Origin of the sequence: Vibrio sp. D417a, from assembly GCF_030248595.1 — a bacterium.
GTDB lineage: Bacteria > Pseudomonadota > Gammaproteobacteria > Enterobacterales > Vibrionaceae > Vibrio > Vibrio alginolyticus.
In genome coordinates this window covers 30,586-55,437 of the sequence record NZ_JAHGAM010000011.1, presented here as the reverse complement: position 1 = coordinate 55,437, position 24,852 = coordinate 30,586, and the positions used below count along the sequence as shown (strand labels likewise).

Below are 24,852 nucleotides of genomic sequence, written 5' to 3'. Positions count from 1 at the left end.
TTAGTCTATCCAACTGATGGAACTCAATTAACTCCCTATGCAAAATTCTCAAGCCTTCTCTGATTCCCTTCCTAAGCATATTGCCATCATTATGGACGGTAATGGCCGTTGGGCTAAGTCCAAAGGAAAACCTCGCGTATTTGGTCATAAAAAAGGCGTTAGTGCCGTTCGTAAGACCGTGGCTGCTGCTTCAAAACTAGGCATTAGAGCCATGACGCTGTTTGCTTTTAGTAGTGAAAACTGGCGTCGTCCGGAGGAAGAAGTGGGTCTTTTGATGGAACTGTTTATCACGGTCCTGTCTAGTGAAGTAAAAAAACTACACAAAAATAACTTACGGTTGCGCGTGATCGGTGATACCAGTCGATTTAGTGAGCGTCTACAAAAGAAAATTGTAGAAGCAGAAAACCTAACGGCAGATAACACGGGTATGGTGATCAACATTGCAGCCAACTATGGCGGTAAATGGGACATCACAGAAGCTGCTAAAACGTTAGCGCTAAAAGCACGTAACGGTGAAATTCGTGTAGAGGATATCAATGAGCAGCTAATCACTGAGCATTTGACCATGGCAGACCTACCGGAAGTGGATCTTTTAATTCGCACCAGTGGAGAGTGCCGCATCAGCAACTTTATGTTGTGGCAAATGGCTTATGCAGAAATGTACTTTACACCAGAGTACTGGCCAGAATTCGATGAAGACAGTTTGGTAGAAGCTGTGACTTGGTTTATCAACCGAGAACGTCGTTTTGGCTGTACAGGTGAACAAATAAAGGCATTGATGGCAGCTCAATAAGGACTAGTTAGTTTGAAACAGAGAATAATAACAGCACTAATTTTAGCTCCCCTGGTTATTTTAGGCATTTTTAAATTACCGCTAATGGGCTTTATTGCCGCTTTAACTGCAATAACGCTATTAGGTTTTTGGGAGTGGACTCAGTTTACAGGAAGCAACTCTCGCATTGCTGCCCTTGTGCCGGCAATCATTATTACCGGACTTAGTTTTCTATACATCTCGCCTGATGCATATAGCCTCAATCACTTAACGACACCTCATTATGTCGTCTTGGGTATTGGTTTTGTTTGGTGGATTATTGCTAGCTTAATGGCGATTACTTACCCCAAAACGACGAAATCTTGGCAAAGTAATTTTGTTTTACGTCATGTATTTGGTTTTCTGACATTAATCCCATTCCTTTGGAGTGTGATTATTCTCAGAGCGTATGACATCACTGTAGATCCATACCACGGCGCAAAGCTTGTGTTGTACGTTTGTTTCTTGGTATGGGCTGCAGATAGCGGCGCCTACTTTGCAGGCAAAAGCTTAGGCAAACGTAAGATGGCTCCTCATGTAAGCCCCAATAAAACCATTGAAGGGCTAATTGGTGGCATTATCACGGCATTAATCGTAGCGTGGGCATTTGCTGATTGGTTCGATATCCAGTTCACTAGCCCTGTCCATATGGTGCTGATTACGCTGGTGACTGTCGTTATTTCAGTGCTTGGTGATCTGGTTGAAAGTATGTTCAAACGTGTCTCAGGCATTAAAGACAGCAGTAACATTATCCCAGGGCACGGTGGTGTGCTAGATCGTATCGACAGCCTAACCGCAGCATTCCCAGTTTTTGCTCTTCTTTACTACGTATTCTAATTTATCAGGAGCGGCGTCGTCGCTCCTGAGCTTTCTAACGGTCTTACAACATGCAAAAGTTAACGATTCTTGGTGCTACTGGATCAATTGGTGCAAGCACGCTTAAAGTGGTCGAACAAAACCCAGATCTGTTTTCTGTCGTTGCCTTAGCGGCAAGCACTAACGTTGAAAAGATGATCGGTCTATGTCGTCAGTGGCAACCTAAGTATGCGGTCATGGCAGATAAAGCTGCGGCGTCTCAACTTCAAGCTGAGCTACACTCGGTTTCGCCAGGTACCGAAGTGCTAGGTGGTGTTGATGCGCTATGCCATATTGCTTCGCTGGACGAGGTCGACAGTGTAATGGCTGCTATTGTAGGAGCAGCTGGCTTATTGCCTACCATGGCTGCCGTGAAAGCAGGTAAGCGAGTCTTGTTGGCAAATAAAGAAGCACTTGTAATGTCAGGCCAGCTATTTATTGATGCTGTAGAAGAATTTGGCGCAGAGCTACTTCCCGTCGACAGTGAACACAACGCCATTTTCCAATGTTTACCACAGCAAGTACAAACCAATCTAGGTCGTTGCAATTTACAAGAACATGGCATTTCTCATATTTTGTTGACTGGATCTGGTGGCCCTTTCCGTTACACTGACATCGCAGAACTGGAGCAGGTGACACCCGCTCAGGCGATCGCTCATCCAAACTGGTCGATGGGGCCAAAAATTTCTGTTGATTCTGCCACGATGATGAATAAAGGCCTTGAGTATATAGAAGCTAAGTGGCTATTTAATGCTGCTCGCGAACAACTGAAGGTGGTTATTCATCCTCAATCGGTAATTCATTCTATGGTTCAGTATCGTGATGGTTCGGTCTTGGCACAAATGGGAGAAGCGGATATGGCGACGCCAATTGCGCTCACCATGTCATACCCGTCAAGAGTGGAAGCTGGGGTTAAGCCGCTAGACTTCACGAAAGTTGGTGAGCTGACGTTTTTGCAGCCTGACTTTGCTCGTTACCCATGTTTAAAACTCGCAATTGATGCTTGTTATGAAGGTCAACACGCAACAACGGCATTGAATGCAGCTAATGAAGTCGCTGTTGATGCATTTTTAAATAACAGACTAGGTTTTACCGATATTGCTCGCATCAATGAGTCTGTGTTGAATAAAATCAACGCAAGCTGCAAAGCTGAGAATGCGAATAGCTTGGAAAGCTTGCTCGAGCTAGATAGAATGGCACGAACTATTGCCCTAGAAACCATACGCGAGCGTAGCTGATGACTGGTATATTGTGGAATCTCATTTCTTTTATCGTCGCACTGGGCATTCTTGTTGCCGTGCACGAATTTGGGCACTTTTGGGTTGCTCGCCGTTGCGGCGTTAAAGTTGAAAAGTTTTCAATCGGTTTCGGCAAGTCTATTTGGAGTAAAGTAGGCAAAGACGGAACGGAGTACAGCATCTCAATGATCCCTCTCGGCGGCTATGTGAAAATGGTTGATAGCCGTGTCGATGAGGTGCCAGAACATGAGAAGCACCTAGCGTTTGATAAGAAGCCGTTATGGAAGCGAACCTCTATTGTTGCGGCTGGCCCCATATTTAATTTTCTTTTCGCAATTTTTGCCTATTGGCTGGTATTTCTAATTGGTATCCCGGCTGTTAAGCCTGTAATTGGTGAAGTTACGCCCAATTCGATTGTTGCGGAAGCTGGAATTGAATCTGGAATGGAACTTAAATCGATATCTGGTATCAAAACTCCGGATTGGGAATCAGTAAATATGGGATTGATTTCTCATATTGGCGATGATTTGATGACGGTAACACTAACGTCAGCGAATGAAGTTGGTTCAGAAGTAACGAAAACGCTCGATTTACGTGAGTGGAAGTTCGACCCAGAAACTCAGTCAGCGATGCAGTCGTTAGGTTTTGCTCCGTATACACCGGAGGTGTATCGAGTTATCGAGCAGGTCTCGCAAGGTGGAGCGGCGGAAAAAGCCGGTGTGCTTCCAGGTGATGAGGTTGTCGCAATTGGTCAACAACGCGTAACCGAATGGAAGCAAGTGGTTGAAGCGGTTCGTTCTAATCCTGATACACCGCTTGAATTGACGGTGTTACGTCAGGGTTATGAGCAAACATTGACGCTGACGCCCGGTAGCCGTGAGCTAGCTAACAAAGAAGTCGTTGGTTTTGCAGGTATTGCACCTAAAGTCGCAGAATGGCCAGAAAGTTATCGCTTCGATCTTCAGTTTGGTGTATTCGAGTCAATAGGTAAAGCAGTAGACAAAACTGGCCAAGTCATTGGTTTGACAATCAGCATGCTTAAGAAGCTGATTGTTGGAGACGTTGGTCTGAATAATCTGAGTGGACCAATATCAATAGCCAAAGGCGCAGGCGCGACAGCAGATTATGGTTTGGTCTACTTTTTAGGTTTTCTCGCTCTAATTAGTGTTAACCTAGGTATTATTAACCTCGTTCCTTTACCAATGTTGGATGGCGGTCATTTGTTGTTTTTTGCAATTGAAGCAGTCATTCGACGTCCTGTTCCTGAGAAAGTGCAGGAAATGGGCTTTAGAATTGGTGGTGCGATCATCTTCTCGCTCATGGCGTTAGCGCTATTTAATGATTTTACTCGTCTGTGATAGTTCAGAGACAAAAGCAGTAGCAAGGAATAATTAGAACAAGTATGGCGATTAAGCGAATTCTATTTGCAAGTTTACTGGCGACCAGTGTATCTGCAAATGGAGCAGAGAACTTCGTAGTTCAAGATATTGAAATCGATGGATTGCAGCGTGTAGCACTGGGTGCTGCATTGTTGAAAATGCCTGTACGTGTCGGTGATACCATTGGCCAAGGCGATGTTGCAGAAATTATCCGCGCCCTGTATGCATCTGGTAACTTTGAAGATGTGAAAGTGTTGCGTGACGGTGGTGTTCTGATGGTTCAAGTCAAAGAACGTCCTACCATTGCAAGCATCTCTTTTTCAGGTAACAAAGCAATCAAGGACGAGCAGCTACAAGAAAACCTGAACGCGTCTGGCGTTCGTGAAGGTGAAGCGCTTGACCGCACCACGCTAAGCAACATTGAAAAAGGCTTAGAAGACTTTTACTACAGCGTAGGTAAATACAACGCAACAGTAAAAGCGGTGGTTACTCCACTACCACGTAATCGTTCTGACCTTAAGTTTGTCTTTACTGAAGGTGTGTCGGCAAAAATTCAGCAAATCAACTTTATCGGTAATGAAGTGTTCAGTGATGAAGAACTGCTTTCGCGCTTTAACTTAAATGTTGATGTGCCGTGGTGGAATTTCCTTTCTGATGAAAAGTATCAAAAGCAAGTCCTTGCAGGTGATATTGAAGCACTCAAATCATTCTACCTGGATCGTGGTTACTTAAAATTTAACGTTGATTCGACACAAGTTGCAATCTCTCCTGACAAGAAAGGGGTATACATTACTCTTGGTCTAGAAGAGGGCGAGGTTTACACCGTTAAGGACGTGAAGTTCCGTGGTGATTTGATTGGTGAGGAAGCGACGTTCGAAAGACTTGTGCCATTTGAAGACAATGAGACATACAACGGCTCGTTGGTTACTTCAATGGAAGAAGGAATTAAGCGTGTGCTTGGTGAGTCCGGTTATGCTTATCCTCAAGTGAACACCATTCCTGAGTTTGACGACGAGAATCAAGAGGTTTCTTTGGTCGTTAACGTAGATCCGGGTAACCGAATTTATGTTCGTGATATTCGCTTCACGGGTAATAACTCAACCAAAGATGAAGTCCTTCGTCGTGAAATGCGTCAGATGGAAGGCAGTTGGTTGAACTCGAAATCGATTGAAACGGGTAAAACTCGTCTAAATCGTTTGGGCTACTTTGAAAATGTTGAAGTACAGACGGTTCGAGTTCCTGGTAGTGATGATCAAGTTGACCTAGTTTATTCTGTCAAAGAAGCGAACTCTGGTAGCGTTAACTTCGGTGTTGGCTACGGTACAGAATCGGGTGTGAGCTTCCAGGTTGGCCTGCAACAAGATAACTTTATTGGTAGCGGTAACCGTGTTGGTATCAACGCGATGATGAATGACTACCAGAAAAACATCAGTCTAGATTACCGTGATCCGTACTGGAACTTAGACGGTGTAAGCTTGGGTGGTAAGGTTTTCTATAACGAATTTGAAGCGAAAGAAGCCAATATCGTTGACTATACCAACGAAAGCTATGGCGCGAGCTTAACGTGGGGCTTCCCATTCGATGAGTTGAACCGTTTTGAATTCGGTGTCGGTTATACGCACAACAAGATCGGTAACTTATCGCCTTACTTGCAGGTAGAGCAGTTCTTACGAGCACAAGCAGACAACATTGATTCTAGTGGAGCGTTGAACACAAACGACTTCGACTTCAATATTTCTTGGACACGTAATAACTTAAACCGTGGCTATTTCCCAACAGCAGGTAACCATCAACGTGCATTCTATAAAATGACCGTACCTGGCTCTGACGTTCAATACTTCAAAATGCAGTACGATGTTCGCCAGTATGTGCCATTGACTAAAAAGCACGAGTTTACCCTCTTGTTCCGTGGCCGCTTAGGTTACGGTAATGGTTACGGTCAAACGGATGGTAACGATAACTTGTTCCCATTCTACGAAAACTACTACGCAGGTGGCTTTACATCGCTTCGTGGCTTTGGCTCAAACTCTGTTGGTCCTAAAGCGGTTTACCGTGATACATCTGGTTCAAACAATGGCGCAGATACAGCAACAGATGACTCTGTTGGTGGTAACGCCGTAGCGCTAGCAAGTGTTGAGTTGATTGTCCCAACACCATTTGCATCAGAAGAAGTACAAAACCAAATTCGTACCAGTATCTTCTTTGATATGGCAAGTGTTTGGGATACGGAGTTTGACTACCGCGATTCAGGTGCGGAATATGGTGACCGTTACTACTACGATTACTCAGATCCAACCAACTACCGCTCTTCTTACGGTGCGGCGTTGCAGTGGATGTCTCCAATGGGGCCACTAGTCTTCTCACTAGCGAAACCAATTAAGAAATTTGATGGCGATGATGAAGAGTTCTTCACATTCACTATCGGTAGAACTTTCTAAAGAGGAAAATATTTTGAATAAAATGATCAAAGCGGCTGGGATTGGCCTTCTTGTACTGAGCTCTTCAATGTTTGCAAATGCGGCAGAAGCTGCACAGAAAATTGCTTACGTAAATACAGCTCAAGTTTTTCAAGCTCTTCCTCAACGTGAAGTTGTACTACAAAAAATGCAGAAAGACTTCAAAAGCAAAGCTGATGAACTGAAGTCAATCCAAGCACAAGCTAAAACAAAGATTGAGAAGCTACAACGTGACGGCGAGCTTTTGGGTCAAGATGAAGTTGAAAAGCTACGTATCGATATCGCGAAGCTAGACAGCGAGTACAAAGTGAAAGCACAAGCACTTGAAAAAGCAAGTGCGCGTCGTGAAGCTGAAGAAAAAGCGAAGCTTTTCAAAACGATTCAAGATGCAGTTAAGAAAGTCGCAGACAAAAATGGTTACGATCTTGTGATTGATATCTCTGCTTTGCAGTACGGCAAGCCAGAATACAATATCTCTGAAGACGTAATTAAAGCTCTAAAATAAGAAGTTATGAAGACATTGACATTAGCCGAATTGGCGACAATTACCGGGGGTGAGCTGTTTGGTGACGAGTCTCTCGTTGTAAGCCGTGTTGCCCCAATGGATAAAGCACAAGAAGGTGACGTAACCTTCTTGTCTAACCCAAAATACGCAAAACACCTTTCTGAGTGCCAAGCTACCGTTGTTATGGTAAAGGCTGAGCATAAAGATCAATGCGTTGGAAATGCGCTAGTGGTTTCAGACCCTTATGTCGCATTTGCTCGTGTGGTTCAAGCGATGGATACCACACCAAAACCGGCAGACGATATTGCACCAAGTGCTGTGATTGCCGCTGACGTTAAGATGGGTGAGAACGTTACAATCGGCGCTAACGCTGTGATTGAAACGGGCGTAGAACTCGGCGATAACGTAAGCGTTGGCGCTGGTTGTTTTATCGGTAAGAACGCCAAGCTAGGGAATAACACCAAGCTTTGGGCTAATGTCACTATCTACCATGAAGTGTCATTAGGTGATGACTGTCTTGTTCAATCGGGTACCGTCATTGGCTCTGATGGCTTCGGTTATGCGAATGACAAAGGCGAGTGGATCAAAATCCCTCAGCTTGGTTCAGTGCGTATCGGTAACCGCGTTGAGATTGGTGCTTGTACTACGATTGACCGCGGTGCACTCGAAGATACTATCATTGAAGACAATGTCATTCTGGATAACCAACTTCAAATCGCGCACAACGTGCAGATCGGATATGGTACCGTGATGCCTGGTGGTACTATTGTCGCGGGCAGTACAAAAATTGGTAAGTACTGCCAGATTGGCGGCGCGTCTGTTCTGAATGGCCATATCACTATCGCAGATGGTGTGGCGATTACAGGTATGGGCATGGTAATGCGCAGTATCGAAGAAAAAGGCCTTTACTCATCAGGTATTCCACTACAAACGAACAGAGAGTGGCGTAAAACTGCAACTCGAGTTCACCGTATTGATGAGATGAATAAGCGCCTGAAAGCGGTTGAAAAACAGCTGGAACAGAAAGAAGAAATTTAGAACAAGTTATCTTTCGCTCTGTATTTAACGTGAAAGCTAACAGGCTCTAGTTCCATATTCTGTACGAAGACTCGCGAAATGCGGGTCTTTTTCTTCTATAATGACGCGCTCTAAGTAGATTTAACTCCAAGATGGTGCGTATTTTGCTAGTATATTGCAAAGCGATTCGGCTTTACGACCTGTTGCCACGTTTGCCATCTTGGCGGCAAAAAATTGATATAGGAAGACGACTTTGACTACTGAAAAGAAAACGATGAACATCTCTGAAATTCAAGAGCTACTACCTCATCGCTACCCATTCTTATTGATCGACCGAGTGATAGACTTCCAAGAAGAGAAGTACCTTCACGCGATTAAAAACGTGTCGGTTAACGAACCTCAGTTCACAGGTCACTTTCCTCAACTACCAGTATTCCCAGGTGTTTTGATTTTAGAAGCAATGGCTCAGGCAACAGGCTTACTTGCATTTAAATCATTTGGTGCACCAACAGAAAATGAACTGTACTACTTTGCAAGCGTAGACGGCGCGAAATTCCGTAAACCAGTGGTTCCGGGCGACCAATTGGTTATTGAGGTAGAATTTCTGAAAGAACGTCGCGGCATTGCTGCATTTAGCGGTGTAGCAAAAGTTGACGGCGAAGTGGTATGTTCTGCAGAACTGAAGTGTGCTCGTCGAGAGTTTTAATATGATTCATGAAACCGCTAAAATCCACCCGGCAGCGGTGGTAGAAGAGGGCGCCAAAATTGGTGCTAACGTAACAGTAGGTCCTTTTACGTACATCACCTCTACGGTTGAAATTGGTGAAGGCACAGAAGTGATGTCTCACGTTGTGATCAAAGGTCACACAACTATTGGCAAAGATAACCGTATTTTCCCACATGCTGTCATTGGTGAAGAAAACCAAGACAAAAAATACGGTGGTGAAGACACAACTGTGGTTATCGGTGACCGTAACGTCATTCGTGAAGCGGTCCAAGTTCACCGCGGCACAGTGCAAGACAAAGCAACCACGATCATTGGTGATGACAACTTATTGTGTGTGAATGCACACGTTGCGCATGATGTTGTTATTGGTAACCACACTCATATCGGTAATAACTCGATTCTTGGTGGTCACGTTACTGTTGATGATTATGCTGGTGTGATGGCACTGTCTGCGATTCACCCGTTTTGTACAGTGGGCGCTTACGCGTACATTGGCGGCTGCTCAGCAGTGGTGCAAGATGTCCCAGCTTACGTACTCGCGCAAGGTAACCACGCAACACCTTTCGGCTTGAACCTTGTTGGCTTGAAGCGTAATGGCTTTGAGAAACCAGAGATTCGTGCGCTGCAAAAAGCGTATAAAGAAATCTACCGTTCAGGTAAGACGCTAGAAGAAGTGAAGCCTATTCTAGCTGAAATGGCTCAAGAGTGGCCAGCAGTGAAGCGTTTCTCAGATATTCTGGAAACGACGGAACGTGGCATTATTCGTTAATTGGCGAATGAACCAATAAATAAAAAGATCGTGACCGAATTTGAGGTTACGATCTTTTTGTGTTTTATGGATAAGGCAAACCGTTATCCATAGCGCACAGGAAAAATAGCGAAGTAGATATGGAAAGACCATTACGTATTGGCATCATTGCCGGAGAATTGTCTGGCGATACGCTAGGTGAAGGCTTTATCAAAGCAGTAAAGCAACAATATCCAGACGCAGAGTTCGTAGGCATTGGTGGTCCGAAAATGATAGCCCAAGGTTGCGAGTCTCTGTTTGATATGGAAGAGCTTGCGGTGATGGGATTAGTCGAGGTTTTAGGCCGCTTACCGAGACTTCTTAAAGTGAAAGCTGAGCTCGTTCAGTATTTTACTCAGAATCCGCCTGATGTTTTCATCGGGATCGATGCTCCTGACTTCAACTTACGCCTGGAGCTTGACCTCAAGCAAGCGGGCATTAAAACCGTTCATTACGTGAGTCCGTCTGTTTGGGCTTGGCGTCAGAAGCGCATCTTTAGAATAGAAGCGGCAACGAACTTGGTGCTAGCATTTCTTCCGTTTGAAAAAGCGTTCTACGACAAATTTAATGTGCCTTGCGAGTTCATTGGTCATACCTTGGCTGATGCCATCCCACTAGAATCAGAACAGGCGCCTGCACGTGACTTGCTTGGTTTAGAACAAGATAAAAAGTGGCTTGCTGTCCTGCCAGGCAGCCGTGGTAGCGAGTTAAAAATGCTCTCAGAGCCATTTATTGAAACCTGCAAGTTACTCCATAAAAAATTTCCAGAACTGGGGTTTGTTGTCGCGCTTGTTAATCAAAAACGCCGTGAGCAGTTTGAACAAGCATGGAAAGAGCTAGCGCCAGAGTTGGACTTCAAGTTAGTTGATGACACCGCACGCAACGTCATCACCGCATCCGATGCTGTGGTGTTGGCCTCCGGTACCGTAGCGTTGGAGTGTATGCTTCTCAAGCGTCCAATGGTGGTGGGTTATCGTGTGAATGCATTTACTGCTTTCTTAGCTAAACGTCTATTGAAAACGAAGTATGTGTCATTGCCGAATATCTTGGCGGATGATGAGCTCGTCAAAGAATATCTACAAGATGAGTGCACACCAGACAATTTGTTTACTGAGGTTTCTCGCTTATTGGAAAGCGACAATAAACCGATGTTAGATAAGTTTACGGAAATGCATCATTGGATCCGTAAAGATGCGGATCAACAAGCCGCAAACGCGGTTCTAAAACTGATTGAAAAATAGAGATTTATCATGGCTGTTAAACCAAAAGCGACCAAAACCACAGTTGAACTCCCTCCGTTTGAATATCCGCAAGGTTACCAGCTTGTGGCCGGAGTCGACGAGGTTGGACGTGGTCCTTTGGTGGGAGACGTCGTCACCGCTGCGGTTATCCTTGATCCTAACAATCCTATTGAAGGGTTGAACGATTCGAAAAAATTGACCGAAAAGAAACGCATGGCGTTGCTTCCTGAAATCAAAGAAAAAGCATTGGCGTGGGCGGTCGGGCGTTGTTCTCCTGAAGAAATCGATCAACTGAATATTTTGCAGGCGACTATGGTTGCGATGCAGCGTGCAGTGGCGGGGTTACAGGTTCAACCTGATTTGGTGTTGATTGATGGTAACCGTTGTCCGGAGCTGCCAATGGATGCTCAAGCTGTAGTAAAAGGCGATCTACGTGTTGCCGAAATCAGTGCGGCTTCAATTATTGCCAAAGTCGTGCGTGACCAAGAGATGGAAGAGTTGGATAAACTTCATCCACAATTTGGCTTCGCGAAGCACAAAGGTTACCCAACTAAAGCGCACTTTGAAGCGATTGAGCAACACGGAGTGATCAGTGAACACCGCAAGAGTTTCAAGCCAGTAAAAAAAGCGTTAGGCATAGAATAATCAAACGATCTAATTGGTGTTATAAACCCAACCTCTTTAGGTTAGAATCCCCAACAAAATAGAGTTACACGGTACCTGTTAATGTCAGATCCCAAATTCATCCACCTGCGTGTTCATAGTGACTTCTCGATGGTGGATGGCCTCAACAAAGTTCCGCCAATCGTAAAGAAAGTTGCTGAGCTCGGTATGCCCGCAATGGCGTTGACCGACTTTACCAACCTATGTGGTTTGGTGAAGTTTTACGGTACGGCGCATGGCAGTGGTGTTAAACCGATCATCGGTGCTGACTTTAAAATGCAGTCGGACGAGTTTGGTGAAGAGCTGACTCAAGTGACTTTGCTTGCGGCGGATAATGTAGGTTATAAGAACCTGACGTTATTGATATCAAAAGCGTACTTACGTGGACATGTTCAACACCACCCAGTTATTGATAAAGCCTGGTTGGCTGAAATGTCTGAAGGCCTGATTGTATTATCCGGTGGGAAAAGCGGGGAGATTGGTCGCGGCCTTTTGAAAGGCAACCGTCAAATAGTGCAAGGGTGTGTTGATTTCTATAAACAGCATTTTCCAGATCGCTTTTATCTTGAGCTACTTCGTACCGGTCGTCCAGATGAAGAAACTTATCTTCACTTTGCGGTTGAATTGGCAGAGCAGCAAGACTTGCCAGTAGTGGCGACCAATGAAGTTGTATTCCTGAGTCCAGACCTATTTGATGCTCATGAAATACGCGTAGCGATTCACGATGGTTACACATTAGAAGATCCGCGCAGGCCAAAAAACTACAGTCCGCAGCAATATCTTCGTACAGAAGAAGAAATGTGCGAGCTGTTTGCTGATATTCCTGAAGCGTTAGAAAACAGTGTCGAGATAGCGAAGCGTTGTAACGTGACTGTGCGCTTAGGGGAGTACTTCCTACCAGCCTTCCCAACTGAAGGGATGAAAGAGACTGAGTTCCTAGTCATGAAATCCCGAGAGGGGTTGGAAGAGCGTTTAGAGTTCCTATTTCCAGATGAGGAAGAGAGAAAACGTCGCCGCCCTGAATATGATGAACGTCTTCAGATAGAGCTAGATGTTATCAACCAAATGGGATTTCCTGGTTACTTCTTGATCGTAATGGAGTTCATCCAGTGGTCAAAAGATAATGGAATTCCTGTAGGTCCTGGACGTGGTTCCGGTGCTGGTTCTTTGGTGGCTTACGCACTAAAAATCACCGATCTGGATCCACTAGAATATGACTTGCTGTTCGAACGTTTCTTGAACCCAGAACGTGTTTCGATGCCCGATTTCGACGTCGATTTCTGTATGGATAAACGTGACCAGGTTATTGACCACGTTGCGGAAATGTACGGTCGCGACGCGGTATCTCAGATCATCACGTTTGGTACCATGGCGGCAAAAGCGGTAATCCGTGACGTTGGCCGCGTATTGGGCCACCCATTTGGTTTTGTTGATCGTATTTCAAAGCTGATCCCGCCCGATCCAGGCATGACGCTAGATAAAGCGTTTAAAGCTGAACCTGCACTACCTGAATTGTATGAGGCCGATGAGGAAGTTAAAGAACTCATCGACATGTGTCATATTTTGGAAGGCTGTACGCGAAACGCCGGTAAACACGCTGGTGGTGTTGTAATTTCACCTACAACAATTACCGATTTTGCGCCAATTTATGCAGACGCTGAAGGTCACTTTCCGGTTACTCAATTTGATAAAAACGATGTTGAGACCGCTGGCCTAGTTAAGTTTGACTTCTTGGGTTTACGTACCTTAACCATTATTGACTGGGCGTTAGGACTGATTAACCCACGCCTAGAGCGAGAAGGGAAAGAACCGGTTCAAATTGAATCCATACCGTTAGAAGACCCTGCCTCTTTCCGTTTGTTGCAAAACTCTGAAACGACAGCAGTATTCCAGCTTGAATCTCGAGGCATGAAAGAGCTGATCAAACGACTTCAGCCAGACTGTTTCGAAGACATTATCGCATTGGTAGCACTCTTCCGTCCGGGTCCTTTGCAATCGGGCATGGTAGATAACTTTATCGACCGTAAACATGGTCGAGAAGCGATCTCTTATCCAGATGAAAAGTGGCAACACGAGTCGCTAAAAGAGACGCTTGATCCAACCTACGGCATCATCCTGTACCAAGAGCAGGTAATGCAGATTGCGCAGATCTTAGCGGGTTATACGCTAGGTGGTGCGGACATGCTCCGTCGTGCAATGGGTAAGAAAAAGCCAGAAGAGATGGCAAAACAACGTGCTATCTTTGAAGAAGGTGCGATAAAGAACGGTATCGATGGCGAGTTGGCGATGAAAATCTTCGACTTGGTAGAAAAGTTCGCCGGTTATGGTTTTAACAAATCGCACTCTGCTGCTTATGCATTGGTTTCTTATCAAACTCTTTGGCTGAAAACACATTATCCTGCCGAATTTATGGCTGCGGTAATGACAGCCGATATGGATAACACGGAAAAAGTCGTTGGCTTGGTCGATGAGTGTTTCCGTATGAAGCTTACCGTGCTGCCACCAGACATCAACTCTGGCCTATATCGCTTTAATGTTGATGAAAATGGCGCAATTGTTTACGGTATTGGTGCGATAAAAGGGGTTGGTGAGGGCCCTATCGATGCGATTCTTGAGGCGAGAAATAAAGGTGGTCACTTTAAAGACCTATTTGATTTCTGTGCTCGAGTTGATCTAAAACGTGTCAATAAAAGAGTGATAGAGAAGCTGATTTATGCGGGCGCGTTGGATCGACTAGGCCCACACCGCGCGGCGATGATGGCGTCACTCAATGATGCGGTAAAAGCAGCAAGTCAACATCACCAAGCTGAGGCGTTTGGTCAAACGGATATGTTTGGTGTGCTAACGGATGCGCCTGAAGAAGTAGAGCATAAGTATACGCAGGTTCCGCCTTGGCCAGAAAAAGTGTGGTTAGAGGGCGAGCGTGATACCCTAGGCCTATATTTGACAGGGCACCCAATTAACGCCTACGTAAAGGAACTAAACAAATACACCAGTTGTCGACTAAAAGACGCAACGCCCACTCGCCGCGACCAATCTGTCACGGTAGCCGGCCTGGTTATTGCCGCTCGTGTAATGACGACCAAGCGTGGTACACGAATTGGTATTATGACACTGGATGACCGAAGTGGTCGTATGGAAGTGATGTTGTTCTCCGATGCGCTGGATCGATACGCTGAACTTCTCGAAAAAGACAGAATTTTGGTCGTTTCTGGACAGGTCAGCTTTGATGACTTCAACGGTGGCCTTAAAATGTCGGCGCGTGAAGTTATGGATCTCGGCAGTGCGCGCGAGAAATACGCTCGTGGTTTGTCGGTATCGATAGATGCAAATCAGATCAACGATCAGTTTTTTGAGCAGTTCAGCCGTATTTTAGAACCGCACAAAGCCGGAACCGTACCCGTCAATGTATACTACCAGCGTGCCGACGCCAGAGCGCGGTTAACATTGGGCACCGAGTGGCGAGTTACGCCAAGTGATACATTACTCGACGATTTAAAACAGTTGCTTGGCAAAAGCCAGGTAGAACTCGAATTTAACTAAAAATTCAGCGCAATATGTTAGACGCTGAGTAAACAAGGATTCATAGATGAGCCTAAACTTTCTTGAATTTGAAAAGCCAATTGCAGAACTAGAAGCGAAAATTGAAGCATTACGTGATGTCTCTCGTCACGGTGGTGATTCTGCGATTGACCTGGATAAAGAAATCGAACAGCTTGAGAAGAAAAGCTTAGAGCTGAAGAAAAAAACCTTCAGTGACCTAGGTGCATGGGAAACAGCTCAACTGGCTCGTCACCCACTACGTCCTTACACGCTGGATTACATCCAACACGCTTTTGAGGAGTTTGATGAATTAGCGGGTGACCGCGCGTTTGCAGACGACAAAGCGATTGTGGGTGGCATGGCTCGCCTTGAAGGCCGCCCTGTGATGATCATTGGTCACCAAAAAGGTCGTGAGACCAAAGAAAAGGTGAAACGTAACTTTGGTATGCCGAAACCAGAAGGCTACCGTAAGGCTCTACGCTTGATGGAAATGGCAGAGCGTTTCAACATGCCGATCATCACATTTATTGACACGGCTGGCGCATACCCAGGTGTGGGCGCAGAAGAACGTGGTCAATCTGAAGCTATCGCGAAAAACCTAAAAGTGATGTCTGGTCTTAAAGTACCAGTAATCTGTAACGTTGTCGGTGAAGGCGGTTCTGGTGGTGCATTAGCAATCGGTGTAGGCGACTACGTGAACATGCTTCAGTACTCTACGTACTCAGTAATTTCTCCTGAGGGTTGTGCTTCAATCTTATGGCGTGATTCAGACAAAGCGCCACAAGCGGCAGAGGCAATGGGCCTAACTGCTCCTCGTCTTAAAGAGCTTGAACTGATCGACGAAATCATTGAAGAGCCACTAGGTGGCGCTCATCGCGATCATGTTCAAATGGCAGCGAATATGAAAGCAACACTACTTCGTCAGCTAGAAGATCTAGAACAATTGGATGAAGAGACGCTACGTGAACGTCGTTACCAGCGCCTAATGAGCTACGGTTACTGTTAATTTCGGTGATTGCTATTAAGCGTTAGCTGATATCTCAAGTGATAACAGTTAAAATAGAAAGGGTTGGATGAGAGTCCAGCCCTTTTTTGTACCTATCGGATCGCTTATGGAATCGCTTTACCTGCATTTTGCTCAAGTTCTCGGCCGCTACTATCAATCAGGCACTAAGGTTGTCTTGGCGTTTAGCGGAGGAGTGGATTCACGTCTTTTACTCGAATTACTCAGTCGCTACCAACAAGCGCACTTTGTAGAGTGTCACGCTGTGTATGTGCACCATGGTTTAAGCTCGAATGCCGATAATTGGGCCGATAAATGCTTACTTTGGGCACAACAAGTGGGGATATCGTGCTCGATTGAGCGAGTGAGCTTAGACATCAGCAATGGTGAAAGTATTGAGCTTCTTGCTCGTGAAGCTCGCTACCAAGCCTTAACTAAGTACATTCAAGAAGGCGATATACTGTTGACTGGTCAACATGCCGACGATCAAATAGAGACTTTTCTCCTTGCGCTTAAGCGCGGCAGCGGGCCTAAAGGGTTATCTTCGATGGCGGAGAGTATGCCGTTTTCTGGCGGATCTCTAGTTCGACCATTGCTTACTATCAAGCGGAAGACCATCGAAGACGCCGCTACTAAATTAGGCTTGGAGTGGGTGGAAGACGAAAGCAATCAAGATACCCGTTATGATCGTAACTTTCTTCGTCATTGTGTTATTCCTGAATTGTCTGGTCGTTGGCCGAGTATCCATCAAGCGGTTCAGCGCAGTGCAAACTTATGTGCTCAACAAGAAGCGCTATTGGATGAACTATTGAGCGCGGTGTTTGAACGCGCTTTACAAACGGATCTAAGTTTGAGTATTGAAGAACTGGCTAAGCACAGTGGATTAGCGCGTGCGCGCTTGATTCGTATGTGGCTGTCTAAGCTTAATACTAGTATGCCGACTCAGGTACAACTCAATCTTATCTGGAATGAAGTGGCATTAGCTCAGCAAGATGCCAACCCCAAACTACAACTTAAACAAGGTGAAGTGCGCCGTTTTCGAAATCGTCTCTATTGGGTAACGGAAACGGCTGATGTCACTAAGTGGCAAAGTACGATTCAAGTTGATGCGACTTTGTCGCTGCCTGAGGGACTCGGGGAGCTGACCTTAACGACGAGTTCTAGCAACGCAACGATTGCGCTACCGAGTCAGCCAGAATTGCTTCGCGTGACCTTCAATCCGGAAGGCTTATCAGCGCATCCAACCATGCGTAATCATAGTCGAAAACTGAAGAAGTTATTCCAAGAATACAATGTGCCAAGCTGGCTGCGTCGTCAAATTCCGATTTTAATGTACCAAGACCGAGTCGTTGCTGTGGCAGATCTGTTCGTTGATCAGGCGTTTAATGGTCAAGATTGTGAACTTATTTGGCGCAGGTAATGAAAATTCATGCCACAATGTCGATTATAAAATATAAAAATCCTTAAATAATAATTGATTAGGTGAAGCAATGAAGAAAACAATCATGGGTGCAATGGTGGCGTTAACCATGTTCAGTGGGCAGGCTCTAGCTGCGGGAGATGCTGCAGCAGGTCAAGCAAAGTCGGGAGTATGCGCGGCGTGTCATGGCGCTGATGGTATTGCTGTCATTCCGGGTTACCCAAATCTGAAAGGGCAAAATGAGCAATATATTATCAGTTCAATTAAAGCTTATAAAAATAAAGAGCGAACAGGTGGGCTTGCTGCTGTGATGCAAGCTCAAGCTTCATTGTTGTCTGATGAAGATATCGCTAACCTAGCGACTTACTACGCAAGTTTGAAGTAAACGCGAGTCTGAAAAAGCTTGGACGATTGGGCATTGAGCAGTCCTCATTGGGTTTTATCAACTCACGATATTCGCTATGTTAATTTGCTCAGCCTGGATTTTCGCTGGTGGATCAGAGACAAACATTGAATGTTGCGAAACGCTAAACGATAATAAGCGCAATCGATTGAAGCTTAAGGGATGAACATGAAAAAAATTGAAGCGATTATCAAGCCATTTAAACTGGATGATGTTCGAGAAGCGCTAGCTGAAGTTGGCATTACAGGGATGACCGTCTCTGAAGTGAAAGGCTTTGGTCGCCAAAAAGGTCACACCGAGCTTTACCGTGGTGCAGAGTACATGGTGGACTTTCTACCTAAAGTGAAGCTCGAAATCGTTGTAACGGAAGATGTGGCTGATAAATGCGTAGAGACAATCATTGAAACCGCGCAAACTGGTAAGATTGGTGATGGTAAAATATTTGTCACTGATATTGAGCGTGTGGTTCGTATTCGTACTGGTGAAGAAGACGAAGACGCGATCTAAGGTTTCTTGTCACCTGTTTCGTATTTATTATGCTAAAAGGGAGCCAAGTGGCTCCTTTTTTGTTGTTTGCTTATTAGTGAAATCATTTAACCCGAGATTGGTTGTTCTAGATTTCGGGTGCCTACATTCAGGTTTGTCGTATGTTTAAGCGTTTTTTTCTGGCGTTAGCTTTTCTCGTAATAGCGGTATTGGTTGGCTTCCAGGTTATTTTCACCGTACCAGATCAGCCGCAAATTATTACTCAAACAGGTACCGAGCTGACACAAGATATCAGGTGCATCGAATTTAGCGATTCAAAAGCTCTCGATCATGACGGCAAAATCAATGTGCTTGTCTGGAATATCTACAAACAGAACCGGGCTAACTGGCAACGTGCACTCGATGAGTTTTCTGCTGATAAGCAGTTACTGTTATTGCAAGAAGCCAGCATGACACCATCATTTAAACAGTGGTTGGTGGATGGTCGCTGGGTTAGTAATCAAGTGAGTGCTTTTAAGGCGCTGGGTAGCGGTGCCGGTGTAATTAGTATTGCTCAAGGGCAACCAGAAAAAGCCTGCGCTTACACCTCTAAAGAGCCGTGGCTTCGCTTACCTAAGTCTGCATTATATAGCCAGTATCACTTGAGTAATGGCGAGAAACTCGCAGTGGTGAATGTACATGCGATTAACTTCACCGTAGGTACAAAAGAGTATGTATCGCAGTTAACGGCGCTTGAAATGCTTTTAAAGCATCATGTGGGGCCAATTCTATTTGCTGGAGACTTCAATAGCTGGAGTGAATCTCGCGTTAATGCGATGAGGCAGGCCTTAAAGGCTGCGGACTTACAAGAGGTGACGTTCTTGCCGGATCATCGAGTCCAATTTATAACAGGGTTACCACTGGACCATGTGTTTTACCGAGGTCTGACGCTTAAGTACGCAAAAGCGCCGCAGAGCGACGCTTCCGATCATAACCCATTGTTATTGTCATTTACGTTAAATAACTAGCTTAGGTTACCACAATATAAAGTGCCCAAATAACGTAGAAGAATACCCATGGCAGGCTTGCTATCACCAAAGCTTGGCCACGTTCAAACTCCGTCCACGTCAGTACAACGCCGTAGCCGAGCACAATGTACCAAGGCAGAAGCAAAGGTAACGAGCTAGCGAAATGAGACCATTCGTTAGTAAGAGGCAGCTTTAATAGACCATTGAGGCTATTTAAATCGGCAGCGTAAGTCATTACCTGACCATGCTTGAGTAGCAAGCTCGCGTAGCTTGCTACATCGCCCAATACTGCTGGGAATAAGATAGCACACGATGCGGCAAACCATTTCCAGTAACCGTATTGTTGTTTGCTTGCCTTTGTTGCAAGAAAGAACCAAAGCGCGAGCAATAGTAAGGTGGCAAAGCGGTTGAATACATCATTGATGATCGCGCTTGCCATTAGCGTGTTTGGTTCTAATAGCTCAATCTGCTTCGGGTCGATTTGCTGAAATTGCGCAGCAAGTTGGTCACTGAGCCACGTGAAATCGACATTCGAAAAGTAAGCACCCCAGAATAAAAACGGACTAAGCATCAGGAAGGTGAACGGTTGCCATCCCCATCCACCGCGTTGATAAAGCGCGAGAAAACAAGATGTTGGAGAACGAAAAATGTCCAACAGCATCACAAGTGGATTGCTTGATGGGTTCATACACTTACCTTCGTTACGTCAACGTACAACTTAAGCTTTTGACCTGGTTGTAAGTATTTTTTCTTGTGTAGCGAGTTCCATTTCACGATGTCGTTCGTTTTTACTTTGAACTTGCTTGCAATGCCGCTAATGGTGTCGCCAGAGCGAACGTTGTAGAAAACGGTACGGATCACAGAACCTTTGTCTGAGTCCTTCCATATCACTAGCTTTTGACCCACACGCAATGGATCTTTAGGGCTCATACCATTCCATTTAGCTAACGATTTATACGACACTTTATTGTTACGTGCGATTGACCACAAACTTTCTCCAGACTGAACGACATGGGTGAGCTTGAGTTGACCACGAGCACGAGATTGAGTCTTGTTTAATCGGTTTTGTGCCGTTAATGCGTATTTTGCATCGTCTTTTGTTGATGTCGGAATCAACAGGTATTGACCAATACGAATATTGTTATTCGATAGGCCGTTGGCACGTCGAATGACTTTCGTGGTTGTGCCGTATTTATTAGCTAGCACGCTTAAAGAGTCGCCAGATTTCACCTTGTAGCGAGCGACCTTCATCCCTTTACCGCGATTTTTCTCCACCTTGGTGAGAAAAGTCTCTTTTTTCTCTACGGGAATCAAAAGTTGGTGCGGCCCCTCAGGCGCTGTCGACCACTGGTTGTATGCTGGGTTGTAACTCTGCAACTCTTTTACGCTAATGCCGGCATAATCTGCGGCAATAGCCAGATCTAACTGCTCTTCTGGATCAACAAGCGTTAGAACAGGCTTGTTTGGAATTGCAGGAATATTAAGTCCGTACTTGTCTTGGTTTGCGATAACGTCAGCCAAGGCCAATAGCTTAGGAACGTAACTGCTGGTCTCTTTTGGTAAGTCTAATGAGAAGAAATCGATAGGTTTACCGAGCTTTTTATTCTTACGAATTGCGCTAGAAACTCGGCCTCCACCGCTGTTATAAGCGGCGATTGCATGTTCCCAGTTACCATCAAAACGCTCGTTTAGTTGTACTAGGTAGTCCAGCGCTGCATCCGTTGCTGCTGCCACATCTCTGCGACCGTCATACCAGTAGTTTTGCTCTAATCCCATCATTTTTCCGGTGCCTGGGACAAATTGCCACAACCCAGCCGCGCTACCATGTGAGTAGGCAAAGGCATCGAATGAACTTTCCACTACAGGAAGTAATGCAAGCTCCATTGGGAGTCCGCGCTCTTCGATACGTTTTGTGATCATGTATAGAAAAGGAGTCGCACGCTTAGATACCGTGTAAAGGTGATTTGGGTGCTTTAAATACCACGTACGGTAGTAGTCCACTTTCTTGTGGTTTGGGATATCCATGTCCAGCTGCATGGCGATACGTTGCCACACATCTTCTTGTTCTTGGGGGGAGAGAACTTTAGGCGCGTCGTTAGCGGATTTTTTTGCTAGTGACGATTTATTGCCCGGTTGAGCTTTTACTGCATTTTGCTTTGCAGTCTGCTCAGATTTATTGGTTTCTGGTGTAGAAGACGTTGAATCTGACTGAGTCAATTGACAGCCAGATAATAACAACGCCAACGCCCAAGTATACTTCAAACGCATGGATTCAGCCTATTTAGGGCCTGTTTATCTTCACCTGCCTGTCGCGCAACGTAATGTGCGTGGCAGTCGCAAGATAATAGACATCTTTTAAACACTAACTAATTTATAGAGGCAAAGAGCTTCTAATTATGCAATGGGGAGAAATTCAAATAGATTTATATCAACCCCAAACGTAAGAGAAGCGCCAGTGGCGCTTCTCGAAAAATCAGTCCCTGATAATACTGGGGTCTTGCAAACTTACAAGCAGAAAATGGTTAAAATTCGTTCTTCCACTCGCGTAAAGCAGTAAAAACCGAGCATGGATCGCTATTTTTAATGCGACTAGCAACAGATTGAACCACGTCAGGGTTAGAGGTTCGCAAGAACGGATTAATCCACTTTTCTTTGCGTATTGTTGTTGGAAGTGTCGGAATGTTGAGTGCTCGCAGTCGGTTTACATCGTCGCGATATTGGCGAAGTTGCTCATTGTCAGGTTCAACCGCTAGAGCAAACGCCACGTTACTCGCCGTGTATTCATGTGCGCAGAAGACTTGAGTTTCTTCTGGTAGAGACGTTAGTTTGCTCAGTGATTCAAACATTTGCTCAGGCGTACCTTCAAAAATACGACCGCAGCCAGCAGAAAAGAGCACATCACCGCAAAACAGTTTTCCGTCTCCAACGTAACCGATATGGCCCAAAGTATGACCGGGTAACCCAAGTACTAAGAAAATCTCACCAAACAACTCTAGCTTGTCGCCTTCTTCCATTGGTGTCGTTAGGGTTGGAATTGGCTCTGATTTTGGGCCCACAACGGCGACGTTAGGAAATGCACGCACTAAGTCTGGAACGCCACCAATGTGATCGTTGTGGTGGTGCGTAATTAAAATCGCTTCTAAAGTTAATTCGTTAGCCTGCAGAAATTCTAATACTGGCTTCGCATCGCCCGGATCAACGACTGCGCAGCGCTTATCGCTATTTTGTATCAGCCAGATGTAATTATCATTAAATGCGGGTATGCTTTTGATCTCTAACACGATTCGTTCTCCGTCACCCATTTTAGTCAGGTGGTTAATGAAACCAGCACTCAGCAACAAAACTATACCACACCCGTCGACTTGGTCAGCAATGAACAACGGTCCGTGGGTGCTTGAGTCAATCCAGACCCGACTTGATGAATGGTGTCCGAAACTCTTCGGCTACCATATGCTCAAACTGGGCGGGTTGAGCTGTGAGCTAACCAGCTGTAATTGTAACATTCAACACCAAGTCAACGTAGATATCCAGAACCCGTTGCATAATGTGATTGCAGATGGTTACGAATTACCCTTTTTGGAAAAAAGCTTTGATGTTGTGATACTCGCTCATCAGCTCGACTATGCAAGCGATCCACACCGTTTGTTGCGTGAAGTCGATAGAGTGATGATGGATGATGGCTATGTAATTATTACTGGATTCAACCCATTAAGCTTGACTGGATTAGCGAGTTTACTTCCATGGCGTAAACATAATTTGCCTTGGAGTGGACGAATGTTTACGTCGAACCGCATCAAAGATTGGTTAGGGTTACTTAATTATCAAGTGATTCATTGTGATCGTTATGCGCTGTTTCCGATGAAACGTTACCGTACGATGTGGACATGGTTGGAAAATAGTCTTGGTGATTGGGCATCACCCGCTGGGAGTTTGTATTACATAGTCGCGCGGAAACGGACATACCCTCTCAAGCCTATCAAACCGCATTGGCGCTTGAAGAAAAAGCTCACACCACTTGGGGTGATGAATCGAGAGGGTAACACTATGAGGAAAGAATCTCGCTAAGAGGGTTGGTAACCTGTATCTTCCTCAGTTGGGTTTTCTGCAGCAGTCCGGGCTAGCTCATCACACATTTCGTTCTCACGATGGCCTGCGTGGCCTTTTACCCAATGCCATTCAACTTGATGGCGTGCGGTTTCTTTGTCTAGAGCTTGCCATAAATCGGCATTCTTCACGGGTTTTTTATCCGCTGTTTTCCAACCACGCTTCTTCCAGTTATGGATCCACTGAGTAATACCTTGGCGCACATATTGGCTGTCAGTCGTTAAAGTGACTTTACAAGGTTGTTTTAACGTCTGTAGCGCGACGACAGCCGCCAACATTTCCATGCGGTTGTTGGTAGTTAACGTATAGCCTTTGGAAAGTGTCTTTTCTACGTCTTTGTAACGCAATACTATGCCGTAACCACCTGGTCCTGGGTTACCTAAACAAGAACCGTCAGTGAAAATCTCAACGTGTTTGGTCATATTTTTTGGTACTATTAGCCGAAACATTTAATAAAGCATAGTCTGACATACATAACCTTATGAATACCAGCAGCAATTCTGAATATAACCGCATTGTCGTTCTCGATACCGAAACCACAGGTATGAACCGCGAGGGTGGTCCTCACTACATGGGACACCGCATTATTGAAATCGGTGCCGTGGAGATCATCAACCGTAAGCTGACTGGTCGTCACTTCCACGTTTATTTAAAACCCGATCGTGAAATCCAACCAGAAGCGGTTGAAGTTCACGGTATTACGGATGAATTCTTGGTTGATAAACCGGAATACGCGAGCGTGCACCAAGAGTTTCTTGAGTTTATTAAAGGCGCAGAACTTGTTGCCCACAACGCGCCCTTCGATACCGGATTTATGGATTACGAGTTTGGCATGCTCGATCCTAACATCGGCAAAACGGACGACTACTGCAAGGTGACCGACACCCTTGCAATGGCGAAGAAAATCTTCCCTGGTAAGCGAAACAACCTTGATATCTTATGTGAACGTTACGGTATTGATAACTCGCACCGTACACTCCACGGAGCTTTGCTCGATGCGGAGATTCTAGCCGACGTTTACCTCTTTATGACGGGTGGTCAAACGAGTCTAGAATTTAACGCGAATAAACAAGAGGGTGGGGTAGAAACCATTCGTCGTATTGAAGGAAGAAAAGCGCTAAAGGTTTTGCGCGCAAGTGCCGATGAACTAGAAGCTCACCAAAAAAGATTAGAGTTGGTGAACGACTGTATTTGGCATCAATAGGAG

23 protein-coding genes are annotated in these 24,852 nt (G+C 45.3%); 19 read left to right on the top strand and 4 right to left on the bottom strand.

Annotation, left to right across the window (positions count from 1 at the left end; genetic code table 11):
* The first annotated feature begins 37 nt into the window (after nucleotides 1-37).
* The 17 genes from KI742_RS12060 to KI742_RS11980 all read left to right on the top strand — a co-directional run bounded on the left by KI742_RS12060 (nucleotide 38) and on the right by KI742_RS11980 (nucleotide 19,541).
* Nucleotides 38-793, top strand: coding sequence for an isoprenyl transferase (locus KI742_RS12060; RefSeq protein WP_005380331.1), 756 nt, complete (start codon nucleotides 38-40; stop codon nucleotides 791-793).
* Nucleotides 794-805: 12 nt separating this feature from the next.
* Complete coding sequence (locus tag KI742_RS12055; protein WP_005385351.1) at nucleotides 806-1,648, top strand: phosphatidate cytidylyltransferase; 843 nt, start codon at nucleotides 806-808, stop codon at nucleotides 1,646-1,648.
* Nucleotides 1,649-1,698: 50 nt separating this feature from the next.
* Complete coding sequence (gene ispC, locus KI742_RS12050) at nucleotides 1,699-2,904, top strand: 1-deoxy-D-xylulose-5-phosphate reductoisomerase (protein ID WP_005385353.1); 1,206 nt, start codon at nucleotides 1,699-1,701, stop codon at nucleotides 2,902-2,904.
* Nucleotides 2,904-4,262 (top strand): sigma E protease regulator RseP, encoded by a 1,359-nt coding sequence (rseP, locus tag KI742_RS12045; protein WP_005380334.1) that lies wholly within the window; start codon nucleotides 2,904-2,906, stop codon nucleotides 4,260-4,262. The genes ispC and rseP overlap by 1 nt, the downstream gene beginning before the upstream one ends.
* 44 nt (nucleotides 4,263-4,306) lie before the next feature.
* Nucleotides 4,307-6,721 (top strand): outer membrane protein assembly factor BamA, encoded by a 2,415-nt coding sequence (gene bamA / locus KI742_RS12040; RefSeq protein WP_005391802.1) that lies wholly within the window; start codon nucleotides 4,307-4,309, stop codon nucleotides 6,719-6,721.
* A gap of 13 nt (nucleotides 6,722-6,734) precedes the next feature.
* Nucleotides 6,735-7,244: an OmpH family outer membrane protein gene (locus KI742_RS12035; RefSeq protein ID WP_005391804.1), complete on the top strand. Its 510-nt coding sequence runs from the start codon at nucleotides 6,735-6,737 to the stop codon at nucleotides 7,242-7,244.
* A 6-nt stretch (nucleotides 7,245-7,250) separates the two neighbouring features.
* A complete protein-coding gene (gene lpxD, locus KI742_RS12030) occupies nucleotides 7,251-8,282 on the top strand; it encodes a UDP-3-O-(3-hydroxymyristoyl)glucosamine N-acyltransferase (RefSeq protein WP_005380347.1) in 1,032 nt (343 codons plus the stop codon).
* A gap of 232 nt (nucleotides 8,283-8,514) precedes the next feature.
* Nucleotides 8,515-8,967 carry a 3-hydroxyacyl-ACP dehydratase FabZ gene (fabZ, locus tag KI742_RS12025; RefSeq protein WP_005380349.1) on the top strand — a complete coding sequence of 151 codons (453 nt, stop codon included), beginning with the start codon at nucleotides 8,515-8,517 and terminating at the stop codon, nucleotides 8,965-8,967.
* A 1-nt stretch (nucleotide 8,968) separates the two neighbouring features.
* Nucleotides 8,969-9,757: an acyl-ACP--UDP-N-acetylglucosamine O-acyltransferase gene (gene lpxA, locus KI742_RS12020; RefSeq protein WP_005380357.1), complete on the top strand. Its 789-nt coding sequence runs from the start codon at nucleotides 8,969-8,971 to the stop codon at nucleotides 9,755-9,757.
* Between the two features lie 119 nt (nucleotides 9,758-9,876).
* Nucleotides 9,877-11,016, top strand: a complete 1,140-nt coding sequence (lpxB, locus tag KI742_RS12015) for a lipid-A-disaccharide synthase (protein ID WP_285385509.1) — start codon at nucleotides 9,877-9,879, stop codon at nucleotides 11,014-11,016.
* 9 nt (nucleotides 11,017-11,025) lie between these two features.
* Nucleotides 11,026-11,661 (top strand): ribonuclease HII, encoded by a 636-nt coding sequence (gene rnhB, locus KI742_RS12010; RefSeq protein WP_285385510.1) that lies wholly within the window; start codon nucleotides 11,026-11,028, stop codon nucleotides 11,659-11,661.
* Nucleotides 11,662-11,742: 81 nt separating this feature from the next.
* The gene (gene dnaE, locus KI742_RS12005) at nucleotides 11,743-15,222 is read left to right on the top strand and encodes a DNA polymerase III subunit alpha (RefSeq protein WP_005385364.1); all 3,480 of its coding nucleotides are present in this window, start codon (nucleotides 11,743-11,745) and stop codon (nucleotides 15,220-15,222) included.
* Between the two features lie 46 nt (nucleotides 15,223-15,268).
* On the top strand, nucleotides 15,269-16,228 hold the full coding sequence (gene accA, locus KI742_RS12000; protein ID WP_005380365.1) for an acetyl-CoA carboxylase carboxyl transferase subunit alpha: 960 nt from the start codon (nucleotides 15,269-15,271) through the stop codon (nucleotides 16,226-16,228).
* A gap of 106 nt (nucleotides 16,229-16,334) precedes the next feature.
* Entirely contained in the window at nucleotides 16,335-17,645 is a 1,311-nt protein-coding gene (tilS, locus tag KI742_RS11995; protein WP_064368714.1) for a tRNA lysidine(34) synthetase TilS, read from the top strand.
* Nucleotides 17,646-17,715: 70 nt separating this feature from the next.
* The gene (locus KI742_RS11990; protein WP_064368713.1) at nucleotides 17,716-18,030 is read left to right on the top strand and encodes a cytochrome c; all 315 of its coding nucleotides are present in this window, start codon (nucleotides 17,716-17,718) and stop codon (nucleotides 18,028-18,030) included.
* A gap of 186 nt (nucleotides 18,031-18,216) precedes the next feature.
* On the top strand, nucleotides 18,217-18,555 hold the full coding sequence (gene glnB / locus KI742_RS11985) for a nitrogen regulatory protein P-II (protein ID WP_005380372.1): 339 nt from the start codon (nucleotides 18,217-18,219) through the stop codon (nucleotides 18,553-18,555).
* A 140-nt stretch (nucleotides 18,556-18,695) separates the two neighbouring features.
* On the top strand, nucleotides 18,696-19,541 hold the full coding sequence (locus tag KI742_RS11980) for an endonuclease/exonuclease/phosphatase family protein (protein ID WP_132936887.1): 846 nt from the start codon (nucleotides 18,696-18,698) through the stop codon (nucleotides 19,539-19,541).
* A gap of 1 nt (nucleotide 19,542) precedes the next feature.
* Here KI742_RS11980 and KI742_RS11975 read toward each other — a convergent pair whose 3' ends face one another.
* The 3 genes from KI742_RS11975 to gloB form a co-directional block, all read right to left on the bottom strand.
* Nucleotides 19,543-20,229, bottom strand: coding sequence for a YIP1 family protein (locus KI742_RS11975; RefSeq protein ID WP_132936886.1), 687 nt, complete (start codon nucleotides 20,227-20,229; stop codon nucleotides 19,543-19,545).
* Nucleotides 20,226-21,809: a LysM peptidoglycan-binding domain-containing protein gene (locus tag KI742_RS11970; protein ID WP_005391819.1), complete on the bottom strand. Its 1,584-nt coding sequence runs from the start codon at nucleotides 21,807-21,809 to the stop codon at nucleotides 20,226-20,228. Before KI742_RS11970 ends, KI742_RS11975 begins: the two co-directional genes overlap by 4 nt.
* Nucleotides 21,810-22,063: 254 nt before the next feature.
* A complete protein-coding gene (gloB, locus tag KI742_RS11965; RefSeq protein ID WP_005380380.1) occupies nucleotides 22,064-22,822 on the bottom strand; it encodes a hydroxyacylglutathione hydrolase in 759 nt (252 codons plus the stop codon).
* A 37-nt stretch (nucleotides 22,823-22,859) separates the two neighbouring features.
* Between gloB and KI742_RS11960 the strand changes: the two genes are divergently transcribed.
* Nucleotides 22,860-23,606, top strand: a complete 747-nt coding sequence (locus KI742_RS11960; RefSeq protein WP_017636046.1) for a class I SAM-dependent methyltransferase — start codon at nucleotides 22,860-22,862, stop codon at nucleotides 23,604-23,606.
* Here the strand turns inward: KI742_RS11960 and rnhA are convergent.
* Nucleotides 23,603-24,067 (bottom strand): ribonuclease HI, encoded by a 465-nt coding sequence (gene rnhA / locus KI742_RS11955; RefSeq protein WP_005380384.1) that lies wholly within the window; start codon nucleotides 24,065-24,067, stop codon nucleotides 23,603-23,605. The genes KI742_RS11960 and rnhA overlap by 4 nt on opposite strands.
* A gap of 59 nt (nucleotides 24,068-24,126) precedes the next feature.
* Here rnhA and dnaQ point away from each other — a divergent pair, with 59 nt between their 5' ends.
* Nucleotides 24,127-24,849 (top strand): DNA polymerase III subunit epsilon, encoded by a 723-nt coding sequence (dnaQ, locus tag KI742_RS11950; RefSeq protein ID WP_005380385.1) that lies wholly within the window; start codon nucleotides 24,127-24,129, stop codon nucleotides 24,847-24,849.
* Nucleotides 24,850-24,852 lie beyond the last annotated feature (3 nt).